Annotated in this window: 27 protein-coding genes and 1 other annotated feature; of the genes, 3 read left to right on the forward strand and 24 right to left on the reverse strand. The window is 52.9% G+C overall.

Translation table 11 applies throughout. From position 1 onward, the window contains the following. Window positions 1-11 precede the first annotated feature (11 nt). The 17 genes from plsY to ET33_RS11275 form a co-directional block, all read right to left on the reverse strand. Entirely contained in the window at window positions 12-611 is a 600-nt protein-coding gene (plsY, locus tag ET33_RS11200; RefSeq protein ID WP_036680707.1) for a glycerol-3-phosphate 1-O-acyltransferase PlsY, read from the reverse strand. 12 nt (window positions 612-623) lie between these two features. Next, the gene (der, locus tag ET33_RS11205; RefSeq protein WP_036680709.1) at window positions 624-1,946 is read right to left on the reverse strand and encodes a ribosome biogenesis GTPase Der; all 1,323 of its coding nucleotides are present in this window, start codon (window positions 1,944-1,946) and stop codon (window positions 624-626) included. A 177-nt stretch (window positions 1,947-2,123) separates the two neighbouring features. Further along, entirely contained in the window at window positions 2,124-2,306 is a 183-nt protein-coding gene (locus tag ET33_RS11210; RefSeq protein WP_036680711.1) for a capping complex subunit for YIEGIA, read from the reverse strand. 5 nt (window positions 2,307-2,311) lie between these two features. Further along, a complete protein-coding gene (locus ET33_RS11215) occupies window positions 2,312-3,226 on the reverse strand; it encodes a YIEGIA family protein (RefSeq protein ID WP_036680713.1) in 915 nt (304 codons plus the stop codon). 42 nt (window positions 3,227-3,268) lie between these two features. Continuing rightward, the gene (locus ET33_RS11220; protein WP_051775254.1) at window positions 3,269-3,907 is read right to left on the reverse strand and encodes a YphA family membrane protein; all 639 of its coding nucleotides are present in this window, start codon (window positions 3,905-3,907) and stop codon (window positions 3,269-3,271) included. A gap of 76 nt (window positions 3,908-3,983) precedes the next feature. Beyond that, window positions 3,984-5,036, reverse strand: coding sequence for a type 2 isopentenyl-diphosphate Delta-isomerase (fni, locus tag ET33_RS11225; protein WP_200879204.1), 1,053 nt, complete (start codon window positions 5,034-5,036; stop codon window positions 3,984-3,986). Between the two features lie 51 nt (window positions 5,037-5,087). Next, window positions 5,088-6,305, reverse strand: a complete 1,218-nt coding sequence (gene rpsA, locus ET33_RS11230) for a 30S ribosomal protein S1 (protein ID WP_036680717.1) — start codon at window positions 6,303-6,305, stop codon at window positions 5,088-5,090. Window positions 6,306-6,396: 91 nt separating this feature from the next. After that, the gene (locus ET33_RS11235) at window positions 6,397-6,978 is read right to left on the reverse strand and encodes a lysophospholipid acyltransferase family protein (RefSeq protein ID WP_036680720.1); all 582 of its coding nucleotides are present in this window, start codon (window positions 6,976-6,978) and stop codon (window positions 6,397-6,399) included. Between the two features lies 1 nt (window position 6,979). Further along, window positions 6,980-7,660, reverse strand: coding sequence for a (d)CMP kinase (cmk, locus tag ET33_RS11240; RefSeq protein ID WP_036680722.1), 681 nt, complete (start codon window positions 7,658-7,660; stop codon window positions 6,980-6,982). A 121-nt stretch (window positions 7,661-7,781) separates the two neighbouring features. Beyond that, window positions 7,782-8,015, reverse strand: coding sequence for a hypothetical protein (locus ET33_RS11245; RefSeq protein ID WP_036680723.1), 234 nt, complete (start codon window positions 8,013-8,015; stop codon window positions 7,782-7,784). A gap of 65 nt (window positions 8,016-8,080) precedes the next feature. Further along, entirely contained in the window at window positions 8,081-8,734 is a 654-nt protein-coding gene (locus ET33_RS11250; protein ID WP_036680726.1) for a flagellar brake protein, read from the reverse strand. 366 nt (window positions 8,735-9,100) lie between these two features. After that, window positions 9,101-10,462: a germination protein YpeB gene (gene ypeB, locus ET33_RS11255; RefSeq protein ID WP_036680728.1), complete on the reverse strand. Its 1,362-nt coding sequence runs from the start codon at window positions 10,460-10,462 to the stop codon at window positions 9,101-9,103. Between the two features lie 141 nt (window positions 10,463-10,603). Beyond that, window positions 10,604-10,768, reverse strand: coding sequence for a hypothetical protein (locus tag ET33_RS39210; protein WP_167336428.1), 165 nt, complete (start codon window positions 10,766-10,768; stop codon window positions 10,604-10,606). Window positions 10,769-10,821: 53 nt separating this feature from the next. Further along, the gene (prsW, locus tag ET33_RS11260) at window positions 10,822-11,514 is read right to left on the reverse strand and encodes a glutamic-type intramembrane protease PrsW (protein WP_036680730.1); all 693 of its coding nucleotides are present in this window, start codon (window positions 11,512-11,514) and stop codon (window positions 10,822-10,824) included. Between the two features lie 200 nt (window positions 11,515-11,714). Next, window positions 11,715-13,220 carry a DnaB-like helicase C-terminal domain-containing protein gene (locus tag ET33_RS11265; protein ID WP_036680732.1) on the reverse strand — a complete coding sequence of 502 codons (1,506 nt, stop codon included), beginning with the start codon at window positions 13,218-13,220 and terminating at the stop codon, window positions 11,715-11,717. Window positions 13,221-13,308: 88 nt separating this feature from the next. Then, entirely contained in the window at window positions 13,309-13,908 is a 600-nt protein-coding gene (locus ET33_RS11270; protein WP_036680733.1) for a genetic competence negative regulator, read from the reverse strand. A 291-nt stretch (window positions 13,909-14,199) separates the two neighbouring features. Continuing rightward, window positions 14,200-14,541 (reverse strand): hypothetical protein, encoded by a 342-nt coding sequence (locus tag ET33_RS11275; RefSeq protein ID WP_036680737.1) that lies wholly within the window; start codon window positions 14,539-14,541, stop codon window positions 14,200-14,202. A gap of 121 nt (window positions 14,542-14,662) precedes the next feature. Here ET33_RS11275 and ET33_RS11280 point away from each other — a divergent pair, with 121 nt between their 5' ends. After that, window positions 14,663-15,553, forward strand: coding sequence for a polysaccharide deacetylase family protein (locus ET33_RS11280; RefSeq protein WP_036680739.1), 891 nt, complete (start codon window positions 14,663-14,665; stop codon window positions 15,551-15,553). Here the strand turns inward: ET33_RS11280 and ET33_RS11285 are convergent. Continuing rightward, window positions 15,543-15,773 (reverse strand): hypothetical protein, encoded by a 231-nt coding sequence (locus ET33_RS11285; protein WP_036680742.1) that lies wholly within the window; start codon window positions 15,771-15,773, stop codon window positions 15,543-15,545. The two genes, ET33_RS11280 and ET33_RS11285, sit on opposite strands and share 11 nt — an antisense overlap. Next, the gene (locus ET33_RS11290) at window positions 15,770-16,366 is read right to left on the reverse strand and encodes a CPBP family intramembrane glutamic endopeptidase (RefSeq protein WP_036680743.1); all 597 of its coding nucleotides are present in this window, start codon (window positions 16,364-16,366) and stop codon (window positions 15,770-15,772) included. Before ET33_RS11290 ends, ET33_RS11285 begins: the two co-directional genes overlap by 4 nt. A 68-nt stretch (window positions 16,367-16,434) precedes the next feature. Between ET33_RS11290 and ET33_RS11295 the strand changes: the two genes are divergently transcribed. Beyond that, the gene (locus ET33_RS11295; RefSeq protein WP_036680745.1) at window positions 16,435-17,349 is read left to right on the forward strand and encodes a hypothetical protein; all 915 of its coding nucleotides are present in this window, start codon (window positions 16,435-16,437) and stop codon (window positions 17,347-17,349) included. Between the two features lie 63 nt (window positions 17,350-17,412). Here the strand turns inward: ET33_RS11295 and ET33_RS11300 are convergent, their stop codons facing one another. Then, window positions 17,413-17,733: a rhodanese-like domain-containing protein gene (locus tag ET33_RS11300; protein ID WP_036680748.1), complete on the reverse strand. Its 321-nt coding sequence runs from the start codon at window positions 17,731-17,733 to the stop codon at window positions 17,413-17,415. A gap of 162 nt (window positions 17,734-17,895) precedes the next feature. Next, window positions 17,896-18,137: a binding site (T-box leader), on the forward strand. Window positions 18,138-18,210: 73 nt separating this feature from the next. Here ET33_RS11300 and serA point away from each other — a divergent pair. Continuing rightward, a complete protein-coding gene (gene serA, locus ET33_RS11305; RefSeq protein ID WP_036680751.1) occupies window positions 18,211-19,794 on the forward strand; it encodes a phosphoglycerate dehydrogenase in 1,584 nt (527 codons plus the stop codon). A gap of 108 nt (window positions 19,795-19,902) precedes the next feature. Here the strand turns inward: serA and ET33_RS11310 are convergent, their stop codons facing one another. From ET33_RS11310 to resB, 4 genes are all read right to left on the reverse strand, one after another. Continuing rightward, the gene (locus tag ET33_RS11310; RefSeq protein WP_036680753.1) at window positions 19,903-21,747 is read right to left on the reverse strand and encodes an ATP-binding protein; all 1,845 of its coding nucleotides are present in this window, start codon (window positions 21,745-21,747) and stop codon (window positions 19,903-19,905) included. 1 nt (window position 21,748) lies between these two features. Continuing rightward, window positions 21,749-22,465 carry a response regulator transcription factor gene (locus tag ET33_RS11315; protein ID WP_025846431.1) on the reverse strand — a complete coding sequence of 239 codons (717 nt, stop codon included), beginning with the start codon at window positions 22,463-22,465 and terminating at the stop codon, window positions 21,749-21,751. Window positions 22,466-22,534: 69 nt separating this feature from the next. Further along, window positions 22,535-23,782 carry a cytochrome c biogenesis protein CcsA gene (ccsA, locus tag ET33_RS11320; RefSeq protein WP_036680757.1) on the reverse strand — a complete coding sequence of 416 codons (1,248 nt, stop codon included), beginning with the start codon at window positions 23,780-23,782 and terminating at the stop codon, window positions 22,535-22,537. Then, entirely contained in the window at window positions 23,779-25,458 is a 1,680-nt protein-coding gene (resB, locus tag ET33_RS11325) for a cytochrome c biogenesis protein ResB (protein WP_036680760.1), read from the reverse strand. The genes ccsA and resB overlap by 4 nt, the downstream gene beginning before the upstream one ends.

The raw sequence follows: 25,458 nt of genomic DNA on the forward strand, positions 1-25,458 counted from the left end.
CGTCTATTTCGTCAAACTTGTTTTTTGGCACCAAGCTTGTTCTCTTGTCCTTTTAACAGCTTCACGATATTGCTCCGATGCTTGACCCAAGCGAATACGAAGAGAAGCAGGCTGAGCACGAAAATCTCCCGGGAATCGACCATAAACCATATGAATATCGGTAAAAGTGCAGTAAACAATAGAGATCCCAGGGAAACGTAACGCGTAATAGCAATAGAAATAATAGCAACAATCCCGGCGATAAGCGCAGGCAAAAAGGCAAGCGTCACCATCACTCCGATCGTCGTGGCAATGCCCTTACCTCCTCGAAACCCGAAAAATATGGGCCAATTGTGCCCTACGATAACGCTGATACCCGCAAGCACTTCAAACAGCGGATCGCTCCCGCTTAACCACGTGCCGATCCAGACGGCCGCCACGCCCTTCAATACATCCAAGAGAAGCACTGCGATGCCCGGCCCTTTGCCGAGCACCCGCAGCGTATTCGTCGCCCCCGCGTTCCCGCTTCCGTGTTCGCGTATATCGATGCCTTTCAGCAGTTTGCCTGCCAAATAACTAAAGCTGATCGAGCCGAGCAAATAACCGATCAAAAGTGAGAGCAAGTTAGTCACCGCGGTTCTCTCCTATTCGTCGTCCGATTTACGACGCGTGAACATGCGTAGAGGCGTCCCCTCGAAACCGAACGCGCCGCGAATTTTATTTTCCAAATATCTTTGATAGGAGAAATGCATCAGCTCCGGATCGTTGACGAAGAAAATGATGGTCGGAGGCTTGACCGCCACCTGTGTCGCATAATTGATACGCAGCCGTTTCCCTTTATCCGTCGGGGGCGGGTTGATGGCCACAGCATCGGATACGACGTCGTTCAGCACGTGCGTCGCCACACGCGCCGAATGCTGCTCGGCCACATTGGTCACTACCGGGAACAGCTTATGCAGCCGCTGCTTCGTCTTGGCCGACAAATACACGACGGGAGCATAGGTCATAAACAAAAAATGGTCGCGGATTTTTTGCGTAAATTGATGCATCGTTTTGTCGTCTTTTTCCACGATATCCCATTTATTCACAACGAAGATCGCCGCTTTGCCCGCCTCGTGCGCATACCCGGCCACGTGCTTATCCTGCTCGATGATGCCTTCCTCGCCGTCAATGACGACCAGGACGACGTCCGCTCGCTCGATCGCCTTCATGGCACGCATGACGCTGTACTTCTCCGTCGTCTCGTATACTTTGCCGCGCTTGCGCATCCCCGCCGTATCGATGATGACGTACTTTTGGCCGTCTTTCTCAAAAGGCGTATCGATCGCATCGCGCGTCGTTCCGGCAACATTGCTGACGATGACGCGCTCTTCTCCCAGGATGGCGTTGACGAGCGACGATTTCCCGACGTTCGGCCGGCCGATCAGTGCGACCTTGATCACATCCTCGCCGTACTCTTCCTCGCTCGTGTCCGGAAAATGCTTGATCACCTCGTCAAGCAGGTCGCCAATTCCCGTGCCGTGAGAGCCGGAGATGCCGACCACGTCGCCGAAGCCGAGGCTGTAGAACTCGTAAATATCGTCCATCCGCTTCAGATTGTCCACTTTGTTAACGGCAATGATAACCGGCTTTTTCGCCCGGAACAGCATTTCCGCGACTTCGCTGTCTGCCGGCGTAATGCCCGCTTTGGCATCCACCATAAACACGATCACGTCCGCTTCCTCGATGGCAAGCTCCGCTTGAACGCGTACGGACTTCATGATCTGATCTTCCCCGTCGATCTCAATCCCGCCGGTGTCGATCACGCTGAACTCGGTATCCAGCCACTCTCCCCTGCCGTACAGCCGGTCCCGGGTAACCCCCGGTTTATCTTCCACAATAGCCAGCTTATCGCCGATAATACGGTTAAATACCGTAGATTTGCCCACGTTCGGACGGCCGACAATCGCTACGATTGGTCTTGCCATGCACTTCATTCCCTTCTTCGACTACCGCAATGTTGCTTCATGTCTCCCTCCACCGTTCGGCCGAGGGGCGTTATGTACAAAGACAATCCTGTTTTCAAGGCTTGCAAGCTCTGATATTATATCAAAATCGAATTCACAAGTAAATGAACGAAACGTTAGCGGGTAGCCTTCCAACCGTTAATGCTTCACTAAAATAACGATCCCGTTCTCCAAATCGTGAGCCGAAGCATCCAAAATTTTTTCCAGTTTAAAGGCGACTTGCTGCTGATGATTTGCATCGTCCGCGATAAAGATGGGAGCTCCACCGGCCACCGTTTGCCGGTTTGCTTCCGTTGCTACTACCGCCATAATTTGTCCCATTAACGCTATCCTCCCGCTTTTCCGCCGGTTTGCACATGCGCCTCGCTCGGCATCCGCACTGCGCTTTCCAGCACCGGCGAGTTCATCGCCACTTGCCGGGCTTTCTCCGGATCGCACTCCTGCGGAAGCAGCAGCACCGCCAGCCGCCCGTCATCCATATTCAGCTTGGCCAGCGGAACGAGCGCCGGTTCGCCTTGGTCGCGATGGACGCCCATGATGGTAGACACGTCATGCAGCAGCGCCTGCCGTTGGCCGGGATTAGCCAAGGTAACCTTGGCATTTTTGTTTTTGGGCACAAGCACAATGCCGATGGCATTCTTCCGGATGACGTTTTGCGTATCGCTTAATCCGATGTTCATGATATAAATGTCGTCCACGAACAGATTGGGCCCGTCCAGCCACACTCGGCCGATGTTTGCATCTGCAATCGCCGACAAGGATTTGCCTGTCTTAAACATATTGGTAAACAGAATAGCTGCAATGCCGGCCACAATCCCCCAATACCATGGGAACACGATGCCAAAGAACGCCGTAGCGAACGCGGTAAAAATGACTAAATAGTTGCGGCCTTCGAACACCATCGCAATCCCTTCAATATAGGTCGCTCCCCGCGGCACCAGCTCCATACTGTCGATTTTACTCAGCGTCTGCCGCTCCATATTGCGGACATCCCGGAACTGCTGTGCCGCCATAGCCAAAAACGTCATGGCCGTATAGTTCTTATCCAGCAGTGAAGGGACGGCGACCGCTCCGAGTCCCGCCGCGATGACGCCCAAGGAGAGATGAATGATTTTGCCGTGAGGATACGTCGGATATTGCCGGTAATCGGTCCGCAGCATCGTCAGCCGGGCCAGCACACCGAACAATACGCCCAGTATGATTCCTACGGTATATTTTTGCTCCACCAGCCAAGCCCACACGTCGATCGCGTCTCCTTCCTTCTCAGCAACAGCTTCTGCCTGTCAATCGTTCTCCGGCTCTCTGACCGACCTAACCCTTTGCCGTACATGCTTAAATGCCAGCTTGCTCCCCGCGACCATCCCTTCCAGCAGCAGAGAACAGCCTCGGGCTGCAAAGGCCGTCAGCCACCATTCATCCTGAAATTCCGCTTGCCCGAGCGTCATCGCCATCTGTTCCCGGTGTGCGCAGGCCGACATAACGTCCCCGATCAGCAGGCCGAGCGACAGCCCTGCGATCTGCAGGGGCGGCCAACGCAGCAGAGTCGCTGCCAAAAAACCGACGCTTGCGGCAACGGTCCATTCCGAGCTGAACCAGATGACCGCAGGCATCAGATGAAGGGTCTCTCTAAGGAAGAAATAAACCGACCCGAGCAGCAGGGCGATGGACAGTAAATGGAACCGATACAAAAAGCTTGGTGTACGGACCATGACCCAGAGCGAAACAATCAGCAGCAGCACCGTACAGCCGTATACCCGAATGCTGCCCCAATCCATGCTCCACGGCATAAACAATATCCAAAGCATAAAAAAAAGAAGTAGACTCGTAGGAGTAATACCTCTTAATATGACGTTCTTCCAGCCACTGGCGAACAAAATCAGCGCAACGACGATTAGCAATAAGGACACGTAACCCGCATTCATTCGCTCTCACCCGTAGAAAAAGCTTGTTCCTCTTTTTCCTTTAGTATGGCTTTCTTTATTTAGTTTTACTCAATCTTTAGGCGTAACCCATTCGCCTTGCGTAGGCGGAGATATCCATTCCCCGAACCGAGCACCACTCTGCCGTTTCCGACGTAATGACGACCGGAAGCTCGTGCAAAGCTTCAATTCGGGATGCGCCCAACGCCGTCATCAGCAGCCGGAGCTCGTGATGCCATGACGTGATTTTCCCGATCAACGCTTCGGTCCCCGATGTACGCAGCACTCGCAGCATGGCTCCGGCCATACCGACCGCGGAGGCTCCGAGCGTTAAAGCTTTGCAAATCTCCAGCGCGCCTGTAATGCCGCCTGTCGCCACGACCGCCACGTCCGGCCGGTTCAGACGACGCTTAGCCTCCAATACTTCCAACAGCGCGATGCTGGTCTTGCAGCCCCAATCGTTCAGCCAGTCCATCGGCAAATCACGCCGGGCATTCTCGATTGCGGCGAAATTAGTACCTCCCGATCCGCCGACATCGATACATCCAACCCCGCAGCCGATCAGCTTCTCTGCGCTCTCCCGCACCATACCGAAGCCGACCTCCTTGACGATGACGGGAACGCCCGCCCGTTCGACGATTGTCCGGATTCGTTCAAGCATTCCCCGGAAATCTCTGTCCCCTTCGGGCATAATCAGCTCCTGCATCACATTCAGGTGGATTTGAAGCCCGTCGGCTTGCAGCATGTCCACCGCTCTTAGCGCTTGCTCCAGCGTCGCTTCACTGCCAAGATTGCCAAATACGATGCCGCGCGGGTTTATCTTTCTTACGATACGGTAGCTTTCAGCCGTCTCCGGGTTTTTGATGGCGGCCATCTGCGACCCTACCGCCATAGCGAGCCCCGTCTCTCGAGCGGCGACGGCAAGCTCTCGGTTAATTTCTTCGGTCTCGCGGGCTCCTCCGGTCATGGCATTAATAACAATCGGCGAGCTCAATAAGAGTTCGCCGATTCGGGTATGCAATGCTATGGATTCCGAAGAAATACCGGGGAGACAATTATGGACCAGCTTAATGTCGCGGAAGCCCTGCTCGCCGCTTTGCCCAAGCTGGAGCGCATGATGAACATGCTCCATTTTTCGCGGTATGCGCACCCCTGATTCCTCTCTTCGTCTATAGACAGCGGTTTACTTGAATTTGCTCAGCTTGTCGCCAAAACGCTCTCCGAGCGTCAGGTTCAGGCCTTGGAGTTCTTCGTGGGAAACGGATTCCCGTTTCGGCGCACGCTCTCTTTCGGGTCTCGGTTCGCGAGCAGGCGCTTCTTCCGTTTCTTTGATGCTGAGCGAGATGCGTTTCTCGCCCGGGTTCATATCCAACACTTTCACTTGAACCTCTTGACCTTCCTTCAGCACTTCGAACGGCGTTGCAATGTGGCGGTGTGCGATTTGGGAAATATGAACCAATCCCTCAACCCCAGGAGCCACTTCGATGAACGCGCCGAATTGTACGAGCCGTTTAACGGTACCGGTGACGATATCCCCGATATTGATCTTGTTCTTAACGGATTCCCAAGGTCCTGGCTGCGTTGCTTTGATGCTCAAGGAGATGCGCTCGTTGGCCGGATCCAATTTCAGAACTTGAACGCGGACTTGGTCGCCTTCTTTCACGACTTCGGACGCGTGCTCGACATGATGCCAAGCCATCTCGGAAATATGAACGAGTCCGTCCACGCCGCCGATATCGACAAATGCGCCGAATTGCGTCAAACGTTGAACCGTACCCGTCAGCTCTTGACCGACCGACAGTTTGGAAATCGTTTCTTGCTTTTTCGCTTCAAACTCTTCATCCAGCACGTCTTTTTGAGAAAGAATGACTTTGTTTTTCTCGCGGTCCATTTCTTTCACGCGCAGACGAAGCGTGCGGCCTTTGTAATCGCTGAAATCTTCGACGAACGTGCGCTCTACCATGGAAGCCGGAACGAATCCGCGCAGACCTACGTCAACGACAAGACCGCCTTTAACCACTTCGGCGACTTTCGCTTCGAGAATCGTTTTGTTTTCCATGTCGGCTGCAAGCTTCTCCCACGATTTCTCGCTGTCAATGGCGCGTTTGGAAAGCACGAGCTTTTCCTTGTTGTCATCGATGGTAAGAACTTTCAGTTCGATGTCTTGACCGACTTGTACGATTTCTTCCGCATTGTCCAATTGGACGGACGAAAGCTCGCGCACAGACACGATGCCGTCATATTTGTAGCCTACGTCGACAACTGCTTGATCCGCATCCACTTTAATGACTTTGCCGGTAACGATGTCACCTTTTTTGATAATGTTGACATTCGCCATGGACTCTTCCTGAGATACCTCTGCGGATTGAACTTCTTGATCGAACTTTGTTTCTTCTGACATGTCCAATTACCCTCCTTAAACAACCTGACAACGTGTAATGTATTTGGATAAAAAATTTACTTCATCATTTTCTTAAGTATGCCACAATTTATCATTTCGATTCGTGCTGCTTGACCATGCTTCGGATCGTACTCATGATTTTGTCGGTCGCCTGTTCCAAGCCTTCCGAACCGCTGTTCTCAAATTCGCTCAAATCGACTGGCGGACCATACACGACCTTCATTTGCCGAAACGGCTTATAATTGCCGATAATGGCTGCCGGAATGACTGCAGCTCCGGACTTCAATGCCAAGCTGGCCGCTCCCTTTTTACCCATGCCTCCCGCATTGCTGCGCGTCCCTTCCGGGAAAATGCCCATAACCTCGCCGTCTTTAAGCAGTTGCAGAGACAAGCGAATCGACTCTTTGCTGACACCACCCCGTTTGACGGGAAATGCCGCTATTTTCGGCAAAACATATCCCAAAACGGGAACGTCGAACAACTCGGCCTTGGCCATGTAATGCACCTTTCGCTTCAGCGGGCTCCCCATCAGCGGCGGGTCCCAGTTGCTGGTGTGGTTGCCGCACAGAACGACGGCGCCTTCGGAGGGAATGTTCTCAAGCCCTTCCGCCCGCAAAAAAAACACGGAGCGGAACAAGACGCGAAAAACCCCTCGAAAAAAGACGTAGAACATGCTATTGCCCCCCACCGACCCGGAGCTTGCAAAGCTCCAAAATGCGATCCACTACTTGCGGTATCGTCATCTCGGTCGTATCCAGCAGTACGGCATCCGGCGCTTTCACAAGCGGCGAAGCCTCGCGCTGCTCGTCCATCCGGTCCCGCTCCGCAATATCGCGCTCCAATCTCTCAAGCGTGATGTCCGGCTGCGAATCGCAAATTTCTTTGAACCGGCGCTGGGCTCGGACGCTAACGCTTGCTGTCAAAAACACCTTGACCTCGGCGTCCGGCAACACATGACTGCCGATATCCCGGCCGTCCATGACGATTCCTTTGCTTCGGGCCATTTCCTGCTGTTTGGCGGTAAGGATACTGCGAATTTCAGCGATGGAAGCGATTCTTGAGACGTTTCCGGTCACCTCCGCAAGGCGAATCATGCCCGTCACGTCTTCGCCATCGACAAAGACCATTTGGCCATCGCTGCCCGGCACTAAGCGAATGTCCATACGGCCTGTGAGCGCAATCATGTCCGAGATCTGTTCCGCTTGAAGGCCTTCCCGTAAAATCTTCCAAGTCACAGCTCGGTACATGGCTCCCGTATCGACATAAACGAAGCCGAGCGCACCGGCGACCAGACGAGCGATCGTGCTTTTCCCCGCTCCCGCCGGACCGTCGATTGCGATGTTAAACTTTTCCAAGATGCGGCCTCCTTACAAAATGAAGCGGACGAGCAGCCTGAAAAAAAAACAGGCCGAAGCCTCGAACGAAGAAAATTATACCATAGTTTTACCGTGGATTGCAAAACTCACGCACCCTCCATTATTTTCCTTCCGCGGCCTGAAGCCGAGACATCGAATAAGGAAGTCCCTCCAGCTGCTCCACCTTAACTAAAACATAGCGGATTCGCGGGTTAAGGAGCAGCAATTGGGAAGCGACCAAAGCAATGGCGCACCCTGCCAATGCCCAGGCAATCCATCGTTCCGCCCGATGGGCGAACTGCAAAAATAATTCTTCGTACCTATCGTCCGATTCATTTTGATTCTTTGTATTCATCCGCGGCCACCCGCCCCATCCAATATTTGGGGGATAGTGTGCCCGTCGTGCCAAGCGATTATGTATTATCTTTTGCGGAAATCAAGCTGCCGCTCAAAACAGTACCGGATAATCTTTTGCCGGTCTCGGTCCGTGATCTCCGAAAAGCGCATCATGACCTGCTTTTTGCCCGTCTCCAGCTCTTTGACGCGCACGATTTCGCCTTTGAACGGCACATGCTCGATCTGGCCGTTCTTGAACGGGACGAGCAGCCAGCACTCGACCGTATGGCCGGACTCCACCGGCACGTAGCCTTCGCATAAAAACGATATGCCTCCGCCCCCGACATCGTCGGTCAGCGATACGAACTGCAGCTGCTCCGAGAATTTCACGGCGATTTCGAGTATGGCCGGCACGCGCAAAAAGTTGCGGCGCTGCACTTTCGTAATCGATTCGGGATCCGGTTTTTTGATCAGAACAAGCCGGATTACATCGTCGGAAAATCCGAGTACAGACGAGAAGAAGTAGTTCTTGACGCCGCCCTCGGTTATAAAATAAACGGAAAGCTCGTCGCCCGGATACAAACGCTTCAGCTTCCCGGATTTGTCGTTCATAGGAACTTCCATGCTGATATACGTATCCGAGACGTCGGCAATTCTGGATTTATATTCCTGCTTCGCCTCTTCCTCATCGATGGAATTGATTTGGATAAAAAGCGTCTGGTTTACTTTCGGCAGCAATCGGCTCACCTCCCCGGAGTGAAAACTTCGATAAGTCCAAGCTTTATTATAGCACGTGAAGCGAATATGGGAAGGGGTGAACGACCAGCGTTCGGAGTTTTGTTGGAGCTTCTTTGAAGTGTTGGGGAGCGTGTGGAAGGAATGGTGGAATGAACGGTGGCGCGGCCTGCGGCGAAATCGCGATTGGCTAATGCTCAGACACGTTTTGACCCGGTCCCATGGAACAATTTTCTATGGAATTGGGACCAGGTCAAAAAACTCGCCGCCAATCGCGATTTCGCCTTCGGCTCATCACCCCGCAATCCTAATACAAAAGCAAAAAAAGCCCGAACGCATCGGGCTTGGGAGAGAGTAGAAAACTGAACATCAGGTTGGCGTGACGGCGGTGGCTTCTTCCGCGCCCAGGCGGTCGATTTTCTCTTCCGCGCCGGTCTCGGCATTGACGTAGATTCGGTACAAGCCACCGTTGACGCGACCGATATATTGGTAGCAGAGCACCTCTTCGTCGATATCGTTCTTGATGAGCGCTTGGTTGACGCTGTCCGCTTTAAATTCGGTATTCAGCACTTTGCGGGCTTCATCTGCCGTCAGCTTAGGCGCTTTGATCTGGCGGTCCTTCTTGCCGTACACGTAGTCGGTCGCTTCGAGTCCCGTCACTTCGCCATTGTCCATCGCCACCTGAACCGCGATCTTTTCCATGTAATTGATCACGTTGTTCGTACGCGTCGCATACGTCATATGGGCGACGTTACCATGTTCGTCGTAGCTTACAGCCGTCATGTTCTTGTAGCCGTGCTCATCCAGGAACTGCGCCCCGATGTCTCGCGCCTGCCGCAAGTCGAGCTTCTTCTCGGGCACATTGCGGGAAGCCGCAAACCACAGAAGCTGGCCGCCTTTTTTCGAATAGTCCAAATGAGCGCCGTCCGCCGTGCCCTGTTTAGGAGCCGTCACGCTAAAGGACTGATACTCGGTCCCGGGACCGTTTTCTACGACCTGGAGTCCGGACGGGTCCTGGATGCCAAGAAACTGAGCGGCCTTCTGCTTAATTTCGTCGGCATTCACCTCCGGGCCGGAAAGCATGTGCATGTCCCGCTTCTGATACATGCTCATGACCGCCGGGCTCCAGTTGATTTCCGGATATTCTTGCACCTTTTTATCCACTGTAGCGAACCCGTCGACGATGACGTTGTCATGCGGCTCCTTCTGCGTAGCCAGCGCCAGCTCGACGTCCATCCAGCGCAAGTTGTTTGAAATGACCTTGCTTTGAACCCCGCGCAAATCTTTGGAAATTTCCGCCGCGTGCTCGTAAAGCGTATTGAGCGTCTTCATTTCGTTTCCGTCCAGCGGACTTTTCGAAAGGTCCCGGACTGCCGCCCGATAAGCAAAATTCGAAATATTAGCCAAAAACTCCTCGGTTTTGTTGAAAGGCAGCATGGTCAGCGGCAATTGACTGATTTCGTTCTGCGCCTCGCTTGTGATCCGCCAAACGTTGACCAGCCCTTTTTTGTAGGCGTCCTGGGATGTCGAATTTACCGCGAGCGTATTGCCGAGCTCCGTATGCAGCTTGTCCACGTGAAACGACAAATCGTGGAACGCCCGTTGATAATGGTTTTCCGCCTTGATCAAGACGGCGTTTTTCTCTTGATGCTCCAAGTAGCCCCAGACCCCGGTGCCGATGAGTGCCACCAAAAGAATCGGAAACATGACGCTGCTCAGTCTTTTGTACATGTTCGAGAAATCTCCCTTCATCAGCAAAACTTGGGCTTAGTTTTCGCCTGAAGCGAGACGGATTATTCACGAAACGCAGAGATCGCAATCCAACCGTTCAAAAAAGAAAAAAGCCGGCGCGTGGCCGACTCTTTTCCCGGATTAGAAATCAAGGGTTTCGATATCGAAATCTTTTTCATTGTTGCATATGCACTGCTTGAACCCGGTATCGATCTTTTCCTTTTCTTTCCGGCCCTTCAGGATGAATTTCTCGCCGCAATGCTTGCAGCGGATGGCAACTTTCACCCGCGGACTAACGACATTCATCATATCCCTCCGGTACGACCTATGGTTTTATATATCCATTATAGTCATTCCGGCTAAATTTTAACCTGATCCTCCCGCGTGGCGACCCTGAGCGGCGATTTGGCATTGGCCCGGTTCACTTTGCGCAGGCTGCGCAGCCACAAGAAGCTCATGAGCGGCACCATGAACCAGACCCAGTACGCTTTGCTTAGGAGCAGCGTGTAGTCGAACACCCCGTGCCAAAAAATCGGCAGCGCCAACGACAAAAGCAGATGCTTGCGGGTATGCTCCGGCGTAAATTTGGCTTTTCCGAGATGGTAGCCCATCATGACACCGAACATGGCGTGACCGGACACCGGCAGGAAGGCCCGAATCATGAGCGACGAAAAGCTGGACCCATTCAAGAACGCATAAAATACGTTTTCGAGCGTGGCGAATCCGAGCGACACCGCTACTGCGTACACGATGCCGTCGTACGGTTCGTCGAACGAAGCATGCTTGAAGGTTATGAAATAAACAAGAAACCACTTGAAAAATTCCTCTGGCAGCGCAGAGATAAGGAACGAAAAAACGAACGGGTCCTCCCCGAGCCCATGCACCAAAGCCCGCTGCAGCACCATGATCGGGAATACGATCAGAACGCCGAACAAGAACAGCTTGATTACTAATGAGATCGGTTCCGTATCGTATCGGTCTTTTAAATAAAAATAGGCCAGCAGAGCGACACCCGGCGCTATAGCCGCCGTCAGGACAGTTAAGACGCTCAAAGTGTCTCCCCTCCGTCACAATAGGTTAAACCCGCCCGCAGCAACGGCCGGCCCCCGCAACTGTGCGGATGCCGACCGTGATCCGGGCAGGCGTTTGTCGATACTTCTTATCCTATGAATATTATAGACATTTTGAATCGCTTTTTCCATCATTTCTTGGAATCTGGCATACACTTCCGCTTTCACCCGGCATAAGACTTTCATTCTTCCGCAAAACGCGCCTGCTGGTCGTAAAACCGGAGCGGAATGGTCGCCAACGTCCCATTGCGGTGTTTCAGAAGCTGCAGACTAGAGCGTATCCCGTTAGCGGACGTTCCGTCCGGCTCCGGCTTCAGCCGCATAATGACGTCGGCTGAGGCTTCCGCCCCTTCCGGCAGACGCTCGTCCCCGATATCCGAAGGAACGGCCGCAATAACCGGGCCTCCCCATTCCTTGGACCAATGCTTGAGCATATAAGCGATTACGGTCTGATGCTCGGCGGACGAGCGGGGCGGATTGGGCAATCCGCCTGCCGGGATGCGGTTAATATGGTCGATGAATACGACCGGTGTTTTGCCGGACATTCCCGCAATCCGCTCGACATTGGTCATGACGCGATCGATCGTGGAATCGAGCGAGCATTCGATCGTCCAAAGCATATTGCTGATGGGCATATAGCGTTTATTGGCTTCGGCCACTTGCCGCGGCTCGATCTTCCCGCTGAGCACGTTCTGCGGCTCGGTGCCGATGAGTCTGGCTATGCTTCGCGCCCAGAGCTCGAATCCCGTCATGTCCCAGGATACGTAAACGACCGGCGTCTGGTGCAGCGCGATATGGTCCGCCATTTGCTTCATCAGCATTGTTTTTCCCGAAGAAGCGGCTCCGGCCAGCAAATACAACCCGCTCCGAAGCCCGCCGAACAACGCTTCGTCCAGTGTGGCGAAACCGGTCGGCACGCCCGACGCTTGTCCACGATGCCGTTTCATGAATTCTTCGGTATATATGGTAATATTTTTCGTATCGGGAGCAATCGGAAGCAGCATCGTCTCTTCCATCGTTTCGTTCAACAGCCGCATGAACGAATCCAGAGGATTTTGCACTCGAACGAAGAAATCGTTGACGTCGCGAATCGACTCGGGCAGTTGCATAATAAACGTTTGCTTGGCCGTCGATTGCAGCAGTGCTTGGATTCTGACGCTTTCGCGACGCCCCGCTTCATCGTTGCCCAGACAGATGAACACCCGCTTGTCCCGCAGCTTGTCCGCATGGATTTCTTTAAAGGACATCCAGATCGGCACGCATACCGCCGGCAAATGCGCCTGAGCCAAGCTGAGCACGTCGAACACCCCACCGCACACGATGACGTCCTCCGTCTGCTCCAGAATCGACTCGTTGAATAAATAATCGCCCTCTCCGAGCAGCAATTTGTATTTCGGCTCGCGCTGGTCGACCGATCGTCCGACTAAATCGACCGTGATCCCATCCGCGTTCGTAATCGGAATAATAATGCGGTTTTCAAAAAAATCACCCAGCTTGTCCGAGTTGATGTAAAACCCGAACTTGCCCGGCTCAAAGCCAATTCGATAATGCTCCGCCGTCTCCTGATGGATACCCCGCCGCTCCAAATAAGCATAGGCTTCTTCCCGAAGCTGTTTGTGGTAATGGGTGACAAGCTCCTCCAAATCAAACGCGGTCTTGGCTGCGCCAATGTGTTGAACTTCGCTCATGACGTTCTTCCCCCCGCAAAAAAAGCATTCCGCAAAAACAACGCTGTTTTTGAGAATGCTTACGATTCATTAAGCTGAATAAGTCTCATTAAAACTTGGAACAAAGCACCTTTACGGCATCGGATTCAATCACGACCTTGCCGTATTCCTCCAGAACCGCTTGCGTGACGGATGTGGCTTCTCCGAACTCGGACAAGACGGCCACGACCGATTGTAGCCGCTTTTCCTCCATCTCGACGGCATCCAGCAGCAGGATCCATTTATTTTTATAAGAATACAACGTTCCTCCGTCCGTCAGGAGCGGATTGATGACTTTGGCGAGCCGGAGCAGGTCCTCGAAATCATGGAAAGCGTAAATGATTTCATCGGTCTCATCCATCGTCACTTCAAGCTCGTACACTTCTTCCATTTCGTCCTCTAGCGTATCGTCGCCTTGGCTGAAATTCATTCGGCCGCGTGTGACGATCACCATCATCCCTTGCGCCGGCATGGCGAGGACTTCCACGGCAAGCGGTCCGGTTGCGTCGAAGCCAAGCTCGGTATAGGCTTGGTCCATCATCTCGCTGAACAGCTCGTGAACCTTGGGGATTTCTCTCCACATGTCATCCTTGTGAATCCCGCGCTCCGTTAAGTCATCGAATGTGAGGAAAATCCGTATCTTGTCTTGACTTAAACGCTCCATTTTCATACTGGATTCCTCCCTTGCCGACTAATAATAAACAGCTTATGAAGTTTGGTAAACAAAGGTGAGCCGTGTTCGTTCCGCTATATAAAGGATTCGAAAACGCGTTCGAATTTGCGTCCTCCTGCCTTCCCCCTCGGAAACGGTACAGCTTGTTTGCCATGCTACGTCTATTATATCACAAACCGCGAAGAAAAGAACGGTTGTCGCCTGAAAAAATGCCCTTTTCATACAAAAAGACACATACGCCGCCTTTTTGAGGAGGCGGAGTTGTGTCTTTACGCGCAAACCGAACGCTTAATGCGCCCGAATTTCGGATTTTTCCCCGTTGCTGGCCAAAATGTCGTTCACTGCTGTCTTAAGCCCCGAATCCCGATTTATCAACTGCTGGACCTTGCCGAGACCCGCGGCGGAAGTGGCCGCGTCGGCGACGCTCTTGCCGTAATCGCCGTTCGGCTCGGCCGAATCCGTCAGAACCTTTTCTTTTTTGTCAGATCGATCCATGACCTGGTTCAGAAAACCTCCAATGGCGTCGCTATTCGTCATTGCGGAGAACAGCATCGGTTTTCTTTTGCCCGTGAGTACGACCGCTGCGGTCGCTCCGACAAGCCCGCCAAGCAGAAAAGCACCCCATCTCATGCCAATCCCTCCCGTATTGTTTTCTAATTCGTTACTATTTTTCGCTACATCCTATGAATCATGCATGATAAAATAAGGAAAAGCCAAAAGATTCATACCAAACCTAACGAGGGGATTACACATGTCTAAACAATGGATTGCTATTCTGGCCGCGCTTCTGCTTCTGACTTCCTGCGGCTCCAAACCGGACGCTTCGCCTAACGCCGCGGCCAAAACGGAGCCGCCTGCTTCGCAGCCGGTTTCGGGGGGCGAAAAACCGAAATCCGCGGACGGCGCCTCCGTTTCGAATCAGCCTGCACCGAGTCCTGCCCAGGAAGGCAAAGAAACTGTGCCTGCGGATAGCGTCAAAAAACAAGAGCAGCAAGTCGCGAAACGCTATACGATGAATCCGAAAACCTACGATATCGTGCCGATCGATCCGAACGGAGCGTCCAAAAAAGTCGTTCTGCTGACATTCGATGACGGTCCGAAGGACCTTGAGATGAACAAAGCGCTACTCGATACGCTGCAGAAGCATAAAGCGAAGGCGATCTTTTTCCTGAACGGCTACCGCATTAAGCAGAAACCCGAGCTCGTCAAGCTGCTTGCTTCCAGCGGCCAAACGATCGGCAATCATTCCTGGGATCATATCGATTTGAAAAAGGAAACTAAAGAAAAGGTAAATCAACAAATCGGAGATGTGCAAAAAGCGATCAAAGAGCTGACAGGTAAAGCACCGGTCTTCTTCCGTCCGCCGTTCGGCTCCGGCAGCGATGACGTTCGGGCCAAGGCCAAGGAAGAAGGGCTGCTGTTCATGACCTGGTCCAACGGATCGAAGGATTGGGAAATGACGGTGAAGAAAAACAGCCCCGAGCAAGTGATCAGCAACGTGCTGAGTCAGCTTCACCCGGGGAGCAACATTTTAATGCACGAACTGCCGTGGACGGTGGAGGCGCTGGACAAACTTTTGACACAACTCGAGGAAAAAGGCTACGGATTCGTGAATCCGGAAGAAATTGAAACTACATCATGACGAGTTTCCAGCCCCAAACGGAAAGACCTGCAACAAGGAGTATAAAAATCCATAGCAACGACCGATAAAAATAAGGCAGCCACTTTTCTTTCTCTGTCGGATGCACGGTTTTGCGGGGAGGCAGGTAATGATCGTCGGTTCCCTCCTCTTTCTCCGGGTCGGGTTGATGATCGGCCTCCTCCTTCGGTCGGTACGGAGGTTGCAGATGCTTGTTGTTCATGATTCTTCTCTCCTGTAACGAAGAATGCAGCCCATGACGAAATCAATCAGGAAATGGGCGATAATCGGTGTTAACAACGACCCGGTCTGAATATAAACCCAGCCGAGCCCGTAGCTGATGCTGAAGACAAGTCCCGTCATCAGCCAGTGCTGCAAATAGCGGACGTGAATGGCCGCGAACAGGATGCTGGTCCAGTACGGTCCCCACCAGGCTTGGATCGTACCGCGGAACAGCAGTTCTTCGCAAAATGCGACAATGAGCGAGATGAGTGCAATATGCCAAAGAGGCCTGTTTTTAAACAGCATTTCGTTGATGCCCCCGTCGTCCGTCACTTCGGGAGGCACCCATCTGGAAACGAGCAGATCGACGAGCAGAACGGCGACGGCAAAGCCCGTTCCCCATAGCAGGATCGTATAGCCCGATCCCGGGGAAAACATCGCCCGCAGGTCCGGCTTCTGAAAAAGCATCAGAACGACGGCTGCCAGGAAGACGAGAAGCTGCGTCACATATAAGTTTGCGAGCAGAAAGCGCTCGTCGATTTCGTCCGGATTGATTTTTCGCAGCTTGATCCGTTTAAAGTCAAATTTTTTCATTCTGATTCCCTTTTTCGACAATTTCACCTATACTATCTGCATAGAACAAGAATTTGAGGTGCTCGATCATGGAAAAACGGCTTACCCGAACGGACTACTTATTCGCCGTTACCTTCATTTTCATGCTTGTCGTGGCTATGGGGGCCTTCTTCTTCGGTTTAAAAATGGGACAGGACCGATCTTCGCTGAAATACGAAGATATGCTCAACAAGCAAAATGAAGCGGCCAAGAGTTTTACCGCCTACCATCAGCAGTACTTGGTGTCTTTCTATCATACCATTTATCAGCCATACAGGGAATTTCATAAAAAGTGGTTTGAGAAAACCGACGAGCTGCTAACGAATCGTACGGCCGACGCCTCCTTGATTCTCAAGGACTTGAGCAAGCTCGCGCAGGAAAGCTACGACAGTCTCGGTTCGAAATCGATGCCGGACTCCTCTCCGCTCCTGCAGGAAGCGCATAAGGATTACATGAAAAGCTTAAAGCTGTTCGGCGAGGGCCTGAAAAGCTATTCGGCCAAGGCAAACGGCATTCCGGCGGCCGAGCTGATCGCACAGCTTCAAGCGGACCCTTATCTCGGCGAAGCGAAGACATTCGCGCTCAAGGCTGAAAAAAGCTACTACGAATCGATCGATAAATGGTATGCTACGATCAACCCGCAATTTAAGTCTATCGATGTGACCAAACCGCTCTCCCTAAATGATTGGAAGAGCCAAAGCCTGAATATGAAAAACGAATATGTCGCCCAGCTGATGCTCGGCAATAAGCTGTTTAAACCGTTCACCCCGCAAGATCTGACAAGTCGGATCGACGAAATGATCCAGTCCGGTCAAGCGCAAAAAATGAATTTGAACGACGTGGGGCAAGTCGTCGATGTGCTAATGGCTACCGATGCCGTTCGCAAAAGCGACTTTATCCAAAACAAAGACAAATATTACGGCAAAGAAACGCTGCCGCAACTTCCGTTTTTCACCACCAATTAATACATAAGCTTCCGAAGCCACGACGTCCGGTTCCCGTACTCGTGGCTTTTTGCCGTGCGTCTATTAATCGTATTGGAACCCGCGAAGGGCTGCGAGCGCTGCCATGCCGCCCTCGACATTAACCACATCGTTGAAGCCGTTCTGCTTCAAATAGTAGCACACATTGGCGCTTCGCACGCCATGGGCGCAAACGACATAAATCGTCCGATCCTTCGGAAGCTCGGCCAGCCTTCCCGGTATGCTGTTCATCGGCATCAGCTGCGCTTGTTCCCAATGATAATACTCCCATTCGTACGGTTCCCGGACGTCGACCACCAGCGCGTCCCCCAGCTCTCCATTGTCCGTTTTTGCCCGGAACGCTTCGGGCTCTATACTTTCGAACATGACGAATGCCCCTTTCTATGTACGATAATTTCATACGGGTTGCACGGTTTATTTTATCACGACGAATTTATTTTTCACAAATATTTCGGATTTGCAAATCGGTTGCCTCCCTATTGACAATGTCGAAATAGTCATGTTACGCTAATGAAAAATTTCACCTGTAACAAAACTTTGACGGAGCCAAGCATAACCCGAATCGATCAGAGAGCCGGTGGTTGGTGCGAACCGGACGAATTCGATATGCGGAGCACTCCTGAGTTGTTGTGCCGAACATAACAGTAGGCGCAGCCGGCCGGAAACCGTTATTTTTCCCGGTCTGTTCATAGCAGACCTCATGAGGCTGTTGCGCGCGAGCGCACAGCGAAGTAGGGTGGTACCACGAGAATCAGCTCCTCGTCCCTTGTATACGCTAGTCGTGTCGGGGCGGGGAGTTTTTTGTGTTTTTTTCGTAATTTACTTCATGGAGGTCTGGGAAAAATGTACAAAGTGCTAGTTATGGATGGAATCAGTGACATGGGAATTCAACTGTTGTATGACGCACCGGATGTTGAGGTGGAAAAAAAGAACGGATTGTCCGAAGACGAACTTGTAGCGATTATTGCAGACTATGACGCTTTATTGGTGCGCAGCGCCACGAAGGTAACCGAACGCATTATGGGCGCCGGCAGCAAATTGAAAGTTGTCGGACGTGCCGGTGTTGGCGTCGACAATATCGATCTAGAAGCGGCGACGAAGCGCGGCATCGTCGTCATCAATGCACCGGACGGCAATACGATCGCCACCTGCGAATTGACATTCGCAATGATGATGTCCGTCGCTCGTATGATTCCGCAAGCGTACAAGAAAACGGTTGGCGGCGAATGGGACCGCAAAACGTTCGTCGGTGTAGAGCTGCGCAACAAGGTGCTCGGCGTGCTCGGCATGGGCCGCATCGGCAGCGAGGTCGCCAAGCGGGCTAAAGCGTTCGGTATGGAAGTGCTCGGCTATGACCCTTTCCTGACCGAAGAGCGTGCGGAAAAGCTCGGCGTGAAGCTCGGCACCGTGAACGAGATTTGTGCCGCAGCGGACTTCATTACGGTTCATACGCCGCTGACCAACGAAACCCGCCATATGATCAGCAAGCCGCAATTTGAGCTGATGAAAAAAGGCGCGCGCATCATCAACTGTGCACGCGGCGGCATTATCGATGAAATGGCCCTTGTCGAAGCGATCGATGCTGGCATCGTCGCCGGAGCGGCTTTCGACGTGTTCGAGAAGGAACCTCCGGCTGCCGATCATCCGTTCCTGAACCATCCGAAAATTGTCGTCACGCCGCACCTCGGTGCATCGACGGTCGAAGCACAGGAGAACGTCGCGATCGACGTATCCGAGGAAGTGCTCCACATTCTGCGCGACCAGCCGTTCAAGAACGCCGTCAACATGCCGCCGGTGCCGGCTAACGTGCTCAATGCGCTGCAGCCTTATTTCAACCTCGGCGAGAAGCTCGGCGTCTTCCTCGGTCAGACGATCGACGGACCGGTCAGCGAAATCGTGGTCAATTATTCCGGCGATTTGACCGACGTCGATACGACACCGCTCACCCGCTACATCGTCAAAGGCATTCTCGACAACCAATTGGAAGGCGTGAATATCGTCAATGCGATGCATCTGGCCAAAACGCGCGGACTCAATGTCGTCGTTCAAAAATCGTCCACAGCGAAGAGCTTTACGAACCTCGTTTCCGTTACACTGAAAACGAAGCAAGAAGAACGCGTGCTTGCCGGCACCCTGCTTTCCGGCTACGGCGAGCGGATCGTTCAAATCGACCAATATCCTGTCGATATCGCGCCGTCCGGCCATCTGCTTCTGATCTCGCATAACGATAAACCGGGCATCATCGGCAAAGTCGGAACGCTGCTCGGCGACAACGGCGTCAATATCGCGACGATGCAAGTCGGACGTAAAGTGGTCGGCGGCTCGGCCATCATGGTACTCACCACCGATAAAGAAACGCCGAAGGAAGTGCTCGACCGTCTCATCCAGCTTCCGGAATTGACCAATGCCCACGAGCTGACGCTCTAATCGGATATTGGACGCTCCATGATTGTTTCACGAACAACAAGAAAAAAGACGTTCGTTCTACAAAAAGAAAGAAGCCTCCGATGACGAATCGGAGGCTTTTGTCTGGTTTTACACCGCTTTGCAGGGAAGCGTGATGGAAAATGTCGTCCCCTGCCCCGGCTGACTTTTGACATGTACGTTGCCCTCGTGGGCTTCTATGATGTTCTTTACGATGGACAGCCCTAATCCTGTTCCGCCGGTAGCTCCGCGCGTACGGGCTTTGTCCGCCTTGTAGAACCGTTCGAAGATATACGGCAGGTCTTCCGCCGGAATGCCGTAGCCTTGGTCCACCACCTCGATTAATACCGCGTCTTCCCCTTTGTAACGCGTACGTGCCCCACTCAGTTGAATAAGCGATTGCGATGGCGTATGCCGGATCGCATTGTCCAGCAGATTGGTCAGCACCTGCTCCATCCGGTCTTCATCGGCCTGGTACAGCACCAGCTCCTCCTCAGGCAGGATGCAGGTCATCGTAATGCCGTGTTCCTTGGACAAGCCGGCGAATTTACGATGTATCCGCTTTATGAACGTGTTCACTTCCAGCTCGCGTAAGTTCAATTCCATATTGCCCGTCTCCATCTTCGCGAGGTCGAGCAAATCCTTAACGAGCCGGCCCATGCGAAGCGACTCGTCGTGAATGACCTGCGCCAGATCCTTGCGCTCTTCCGGTGTAGCTGCGATATCGTCGATCAACGCCTCGCTGTAGCCCTGCAGCATTGAGAGCGGCGTGCGCAGCTCGTGCGATACGTTGGCGACAAAATCTTTGCGCAGCTTGTCGAGCCGGAATTCCTCCGTGACGTCCCGCATAACGGCGACGACCCCGCGCACAATCTCATGCGAATACAACGGCGCCATCACGACGGACCATACTTCACTCTGTACATGCAGCTTCGCCGTCATTTCCTTTGCCTCGGAGATGACCCCTTGGAATAACGGCTGAAGCGGCTCGGGGACCGTTTCCGGCTTCTGCAGCATTTGTCTTTCGTCCTGACCGGACCAGTCGTCCGTCCAGTGAATCTCGTTCCAATCCCGTACGACCTTATCTCCCGGAGGATTGGTCAGAATGACTTTCCCGTCGGCGTCGAACGTAATCACCGCATCCCCCATGCTTCGCAGTACGCTGGCCAAGTGCTCCTTTTCGTGACTTAACGCTTTGATCGTATCCGAAAGCTTCTGTCCCATATGGTTGAACGTTTTGCCCAGCTCGCCCAACTCGTCGGAAGATGTGATCGGTACCCGAGTATCGTATTCGCCCCTCGAGATAAGATCCGCCGCCTTCTTGAGCTGGAGCAGCGGCTGCGTAATTTTGGTCAGCAGGAAGAAGGCAAAGAACGTCGTCATCAGAAAGCCGGCGACGCCGACAACGACGAACAGCTTTTTGACATACGCCTGCGTCTCCTCCGCCGATTGCGTAAGCTGATACATGATAAGCACTCCGGCCGTTTGCGTCTGGCCTTCATTCATATAAGGCACGGCTACGGCCGTGTATTGATTGCTCAATGGCGCGCGAGGGAGGCCCGAGCTCGTGTTGCGGTTGTCGACAGGCTGCCCGGAGAGCGCCTTTTGCAAATCCGCTTTCGTGAAGAAATCGGTATAACGGAACGTCTTATCCTGCGCTTGTCCGAACGGCGGATCGATCTGCTCGAAATTGGCAGTCACCATCAGGATGCTCGCCCCTTGGGCGCTAAGCAGCTCATTGACAACTTGCAAATACCGCTGCTCTTCCTTATGCAAGGAGATTTCATTAGCAACTTTGACCGCCAGCCTCGTGAGCGTTTCCGCCTGATCCTTCGACTTGGGGAACGACGTTTCGATATATCGGAACAAAAAAAGGCTGAGCGTCAATAAAACGACAACAACCAGCCCGATAATCGTAATCCACAGTTTACCGACAACGCTTTTTAAAATAAACATGTTATTTCGGGACCTCGAGCTTGTAGCCTACGCCCCAAACCGTCGTAATCATGGAGGCAGCGTCCGGCGACACTTTATTCAGCTTCTCGCGCAGCCGTTTCACATGAGTATCGACTGTGCGCAAATCACCGAAAAACTCGTAGTTCCATACGTCCTTAAGCAGCTCTTCCCGAGAAAACACCTTATCCGGCGACACCGCCAAATAATGAAGTAGCTCGTATTCTTTCGGAGTCAACGCCACTTCCTGTCCTCCGGCCGTAACGCGGTGAGCGTCGTGCTCGATCACCAAATTCGGGAATACGATATTATTGCTCGAATTTACTTCCTTGGATAAATACGCGGTGACCGAAGATCTCCGCAAAATCGCCTTGACGCGGTAAATAACCTCGCGGGGACTGAACGGCTTCACCACATAGTCGTCCGCTCCCGATTCGAAGCCTTGAACGCGGTTCGTTTCTTCGCCTTTGGCCGTCAGCATAATGACCGGCGTCGATTTCACCTGGCGCAGCCGGGCGCATACCTCGTTGCCGTCGATGCCCGGCAGCATGACGTCTAGCAAAATCAGATCGTAATCCTGATCCAACGCTTTGCGCAGCGCCGATTCGCCGTCCTCGGCTTCGTCAATGCTGTAATTTTCTTTCTCTAAATACATCCGCAGCAGGCGGCGAATCCGTTCCTCATCATCGACAACCAATATGTTCAACTTCGTCTCGCTCATGGCTGAACCTCTTTTCAATTGAGATTAACGACCGTTATTTGAAACTCAGCATGCTGCCGCTATGCCGGTTTACGTGCCGGAGTACGAATGCAAGCCGGCAATCACCAGGTTTACGCCGATGAGCGTAAACATGACGACGAGAAACCCGATCACGGACAGCCAGGCGGATTTTTTACCTTGCCAGCCGCGGGAAAGACGAAGATGCAGGTACACCGCATAAAACAGCCAGACAATCAGCGCCCACACTTCCTTCGGATCCCAGCCCCAGAAGCGTCCCCACGCTTCATTCGCCCAAATCATCGCAAAGATGAGCGCCCCGAGCGTGAAGATCGGGTAACCGATAGCAATCGCCCGGTAGCCGATCTCATCCACATCCTCCGAGTCAATCCCTCGCATCGCCGGCTGAAGCGCTCGACCCAACGGCTTGCGGATCACAAGACGGATCAGCGCGTACAACAAGGCGCCCAGAAGGACCGACCAAATCACCGTATTAAACTTCCGCCCGGAATTCGCCCCCTCCATCCAGGACGGAGCTTCGAAGAGCGGCTCGGTCATCCCGAGAAAAGGCTTCATTTCCAACTGCTCGCTCTGATACGGTTTGACGATCGGAGGCAGTACGTACTCAACGTTTTGCTTCACGACTTGCTCGACATTATTGATATCGGTCATCTTGACGTCACTGACGAACTTCGCTTTATACCCTGCTGCGTTAAAGCCGAAGATGGCAACGACGAACGAGATAATCATAAGCAGGGTAAAAATGGTAAACTCGACGCCCCGCTGCTCCTTCCGGTCCGCTTTGGATGTTCCTGCGAAGTTGACGTTCTGGAGCAGATACATCAAGCCTGCGGCAAACCCGACGGCGAAGAACGCTTCGCCGAGAGCCGCAGTCGTCACGTGGATTTTGAGCCAGTAGCTTTGTAGCGCCGGAATAAGCGGCTGCACTTCGCGCGGGAACACGGAAGCATATGCGATGATGATAATCGATACGGGCATCGCGAATACGCCGAGCGCAGACGTGCGATAAATCAAGTAGACGACGATAAACGCGAGCACGCTCATCATTCCGAGGAACGTCATGAATTCGTACATGTTGCTCGTCGGAATATGCCCGCCTTCCGCCCAGCGGGTAAAGAAAAACGTCACGTGACACAAAAATCCGATCACGGTCAGGATGAAGCCGATGAAGCCCCACCGCTTGGCGAACCCTTCGGGATCCGCCTCTTGAATCGATTTTTTCCCAGTAACGGCTATGACGAAGCCGAGCAATGCCAGGGCGTACACGATAAAAGCAATCAGCAAAAACGTGCTACTCACGTTTCAATCACCTTTCTTTCCAGCGTCTTCGGATCGATGTCGATTCCCGTTTTTATCAAGACCTGGGCCACTTCCTTCCGGATGCCGTACCAGTTCTTGTTCGTATGAGCGCCCAGCGCAAGCCGTCCGTTATCGATGCGCAGCCAGATTCGGCGATGGTGCCAGTAAAAGCCCATGATCAAGCCGATCATCGAAATGGCCGCACCGACCCATATATACGGCATTGCCCGGTCGATCCGGATATTCAAGTAACTGACATAATCCGAAATGGCTACGTCGGCCATCGAACCAACGGACAGCTCCAGCTTGGCGCCAAGCGCTCCGTTGATTTCGTCTTGACGGAAATTGACTTTATCCAACTGACGCGGGAAGTACATGTAAGGCTCCCCTTCCGGCTTCAAGCCCGGTCCCGAAATGGCGAATACGAACGCCGGAGCTTTCGGTTCGTTGGACTTGGTCATCGGAACGCCCTTGTCATCCAAAGCAAATTCGGGGAAATACGCCTTCAGCTTCAATTGGTAAGGACCCGCGCTGTACGATTCCGCAGGCTTGTTCATCGGCAGCTCGAAGCTTCCGTATGTCTCTCCGGTTTGTTTGTTTTTAAGCGTCGGCTTGACGGATATGAGCGTCGGAGACGGCTTGAAGTCGAATTGATACGCGAGAAGTCCATTGTACTCCAGCGGCTCGTTCACGACAATATTCTGGCGGTGTACTTCTTCCAGCACCGGCTCCTTCGCCGGATCGTCGCAGTCCGCCTTACACTTGTACAGCACCGCTTTCGTTTCAAATATCTTCGGAACGTCCTGCCCTTTCGAACGGAAGCCCTCCGACATCTCTTCCGGCTTGTAAAATTCCAGCGTAAACTTTTCGTTCTTCAAATAATAAGGAGTCTCAGGAATTTTGACAAGCCTGCCTTCCGGAAAAGCAATATGCTGATCCATATGCCACCCCGGAATGCTGCGCATCAATACGGCGCCCAGAAAAATAATCAAGCCGATATGATTGATATAAGGTCCCCAGCGGCTGAAGCGGTTTTTCTCCGCCAGCAGGGCCATGCCGTCCGTATGTACGCGGTAGCGCTGCTTGCGGAGCACCTCCGCCGCCTGCTCCGTCCAAGCTTCCGGCGACTGTACCGAGCCTTGGGCAGCGGCCGGAAGCGGTCCTGTAAAAGTTACTTTTTGACGCGTGATGAAGCTTAAATGCTTGCGGATCTGCTGCTTATTGAGCGCCCGGTACAACGGCAGCACGCGGTCCAGACTGCAGACGACGAGCGACGTGCCGATCATGAACAGCAGCGTAATGAACCACCAGGATTCGAATGTATGGGATAGCCCCAACAAATAATAAATGTACCCGATCGTTCCGTACGTTTCTTTATAATACACCGCAGGGTCGATGTTCAGAAACGTATTTTCCTGCGGATATACGGTCCCCAGAATCGAGCCCAGCAGCGTGATCGCGATGAGATAAACGGCGATTTTGACGGACGAGAAAAAATTCCACACCCGGTCCAGTACGCCGGGATTGGCACGCTGGGATCGCCGGGCGACCCCGTCATACCGCATCTCAAGCGGCTCGCTGCCGCCTTCGTCCGAAAGCGGCTTGCCACAGGACTCGCACAGTAGGGTGCCGACATGATTCTGGTGTCCGCATTCGCACTTCGTATTTTGAATCAT

Source organism: Paenibacillus tyrphae (assembly GCF_000722545.1).
GTDB lineage: Bacteria > Bacillota > Bacilli > Paenibacillales > NBRC-103111 > Paenibacillus_G > Paenibacillus_G tyrfis.

Bases quoted from the DNA above. Each gene is read 5' to 3' on its own strand.
- fni (WP_200879204.1), bottom strand. From the start codon at position 5,036: ATGGAGCATGTTCATCATGCGCTCCAGCTTGGGCAAAGCGGCGAGCAG.
- ET33_RS11300 (WP_036680748.1), bottom strand. From the start codon at position 17,733: ATGTTCGAAAGTATAGAGCCCGAAGCGTTCCGGGCAAAAACGGACAAT.
- rpsA (WP_036680717.1), bottom strand. From the start codon at position 6,305: ATGTCAGAAGAAACAAAGTTCGATCAAGAAGTTCAATCCGCAGAGGTA.
- ET33_RS11235 (WP_036680720.1), bottom strand. From the start codon at position 6,978: ATGTTCTACGTCTTTTTTCGAGGGGTTTTTCGCGTCTTGTTCCGCTCC.
- ET33_RS11290 (WP_036680743.1), bottom strand. From the start codon at position 16,366: ATGAAAAAATTTGACTTTAAACGGATCAAGCTGCGAAAAATCAATCCG.
- ypeB (WP_036680728.1), bottom strand. From the start codon at position 10,462: ATGTACAAAAGACTGAGCAGCGTCATGTTTCCGATTCTTTTGGTGGCA.
- ET33_RS11220 (WP_051775254.1), bottom strand. From the start codon at position 3,907: ATGAATGCGGGTTACGTGTCCTTATTGCTAATCGTCGTTGCGCTGATT.
- ET33_RS11315 (WP_025846431.1), bottom strand. From the start codon at position 22,465: ATGAGCGAGACGAAGTTGAACATATTGGTTGTCGATGATGAGGAACGG.
- ET33_RS11265 (WP_036680732.1), bottom strand. From the start codon at position 13,220: ATGAGCGAAGTTCAACACATTGGCGCAGCCAAGACCGCGTTTGATTTG.
- ET33_RS11285 (WP_036680742.1), bottom strand. From the start codon at position 15,773: ATGAACAACAAGCATCTGCAACCTCCGTACCGACCGAAGGAGGAGGCC.
- ET33_RS11245 (WP_036680723.1), bottom strand. From the start codon at position 8,015: ATGAATACAAAGAATCAAAATGAATCGGACGATAGGTACGAAGAATTA.
- ET33_RS11275 (WP_036680737.1), bottom strand. From the start codon at position 14,541: ATGAGATGGGGTGCTTTTCTGCTTGGCGGGCTTGTCGGAGCGACCGCA.
- ET33_RS11280 (WP_036680739.1), top strand. From the start codon at position 14,663: ATGTCTAAACAATGGATTGCTATTCTGGCCGCGCTTCTGCTTCTGACT.
- ET33_RS11270 (WP_036680733.1), bottom strand. From the start codon at position 13,908: ATGAAAATGGAGCGTTTAAGTCAAGACAAGATACGGATTTTCCTCACA.
- serA (WP_036680751.1), top strand. From the start codon at position 18,211: ATGTACAAAGTGCTAGTTATGGATGGAATCAGTGACATGGGAATTCAA.
- ET33_RS11310 (WP_036680753.1), bottom strand. From the start codon at position 21,747: ATGTTTATTTTAAAAAGCGTTGTCGGTAAACTGTGGATTACGATTATC.
- ET33_RS11210 (WP_036680711.1), bottom strand. From the start codon at position 2,306: ATGGGACAAATTATGGCGGTAGTAGCAACGGAAGCAAACCGGCAAACG.
- resB (WP_036680760.1), bottom strand. From the start codon at position 25,458: ATGATTCAAAATACGAAGTGCGAATGCGGACACCAGAATCATGTCGGC.
- ET33_RS39210 (WP_167336428.1), bottom strand. From the start codon at position 10,768: ATGAATGTCGTTAGTCCGCGGGTGAAAGTTGCCATCCGCTGCAAGCAT.
- ET33_RS11295 (WP_036680745.1), top strand. From the start codon at position 16,435: ATGGAAAAACGGCTTACCCGAACGGACTACTTATTCGCCGTTACCTTC.
- der (WP_036680709.1), bottom strand. From the start codon at position 1,946: ATGGCAAGACCAATCGTAGCGATTGTCGGCCGTCCGAACGTGGGCAAA.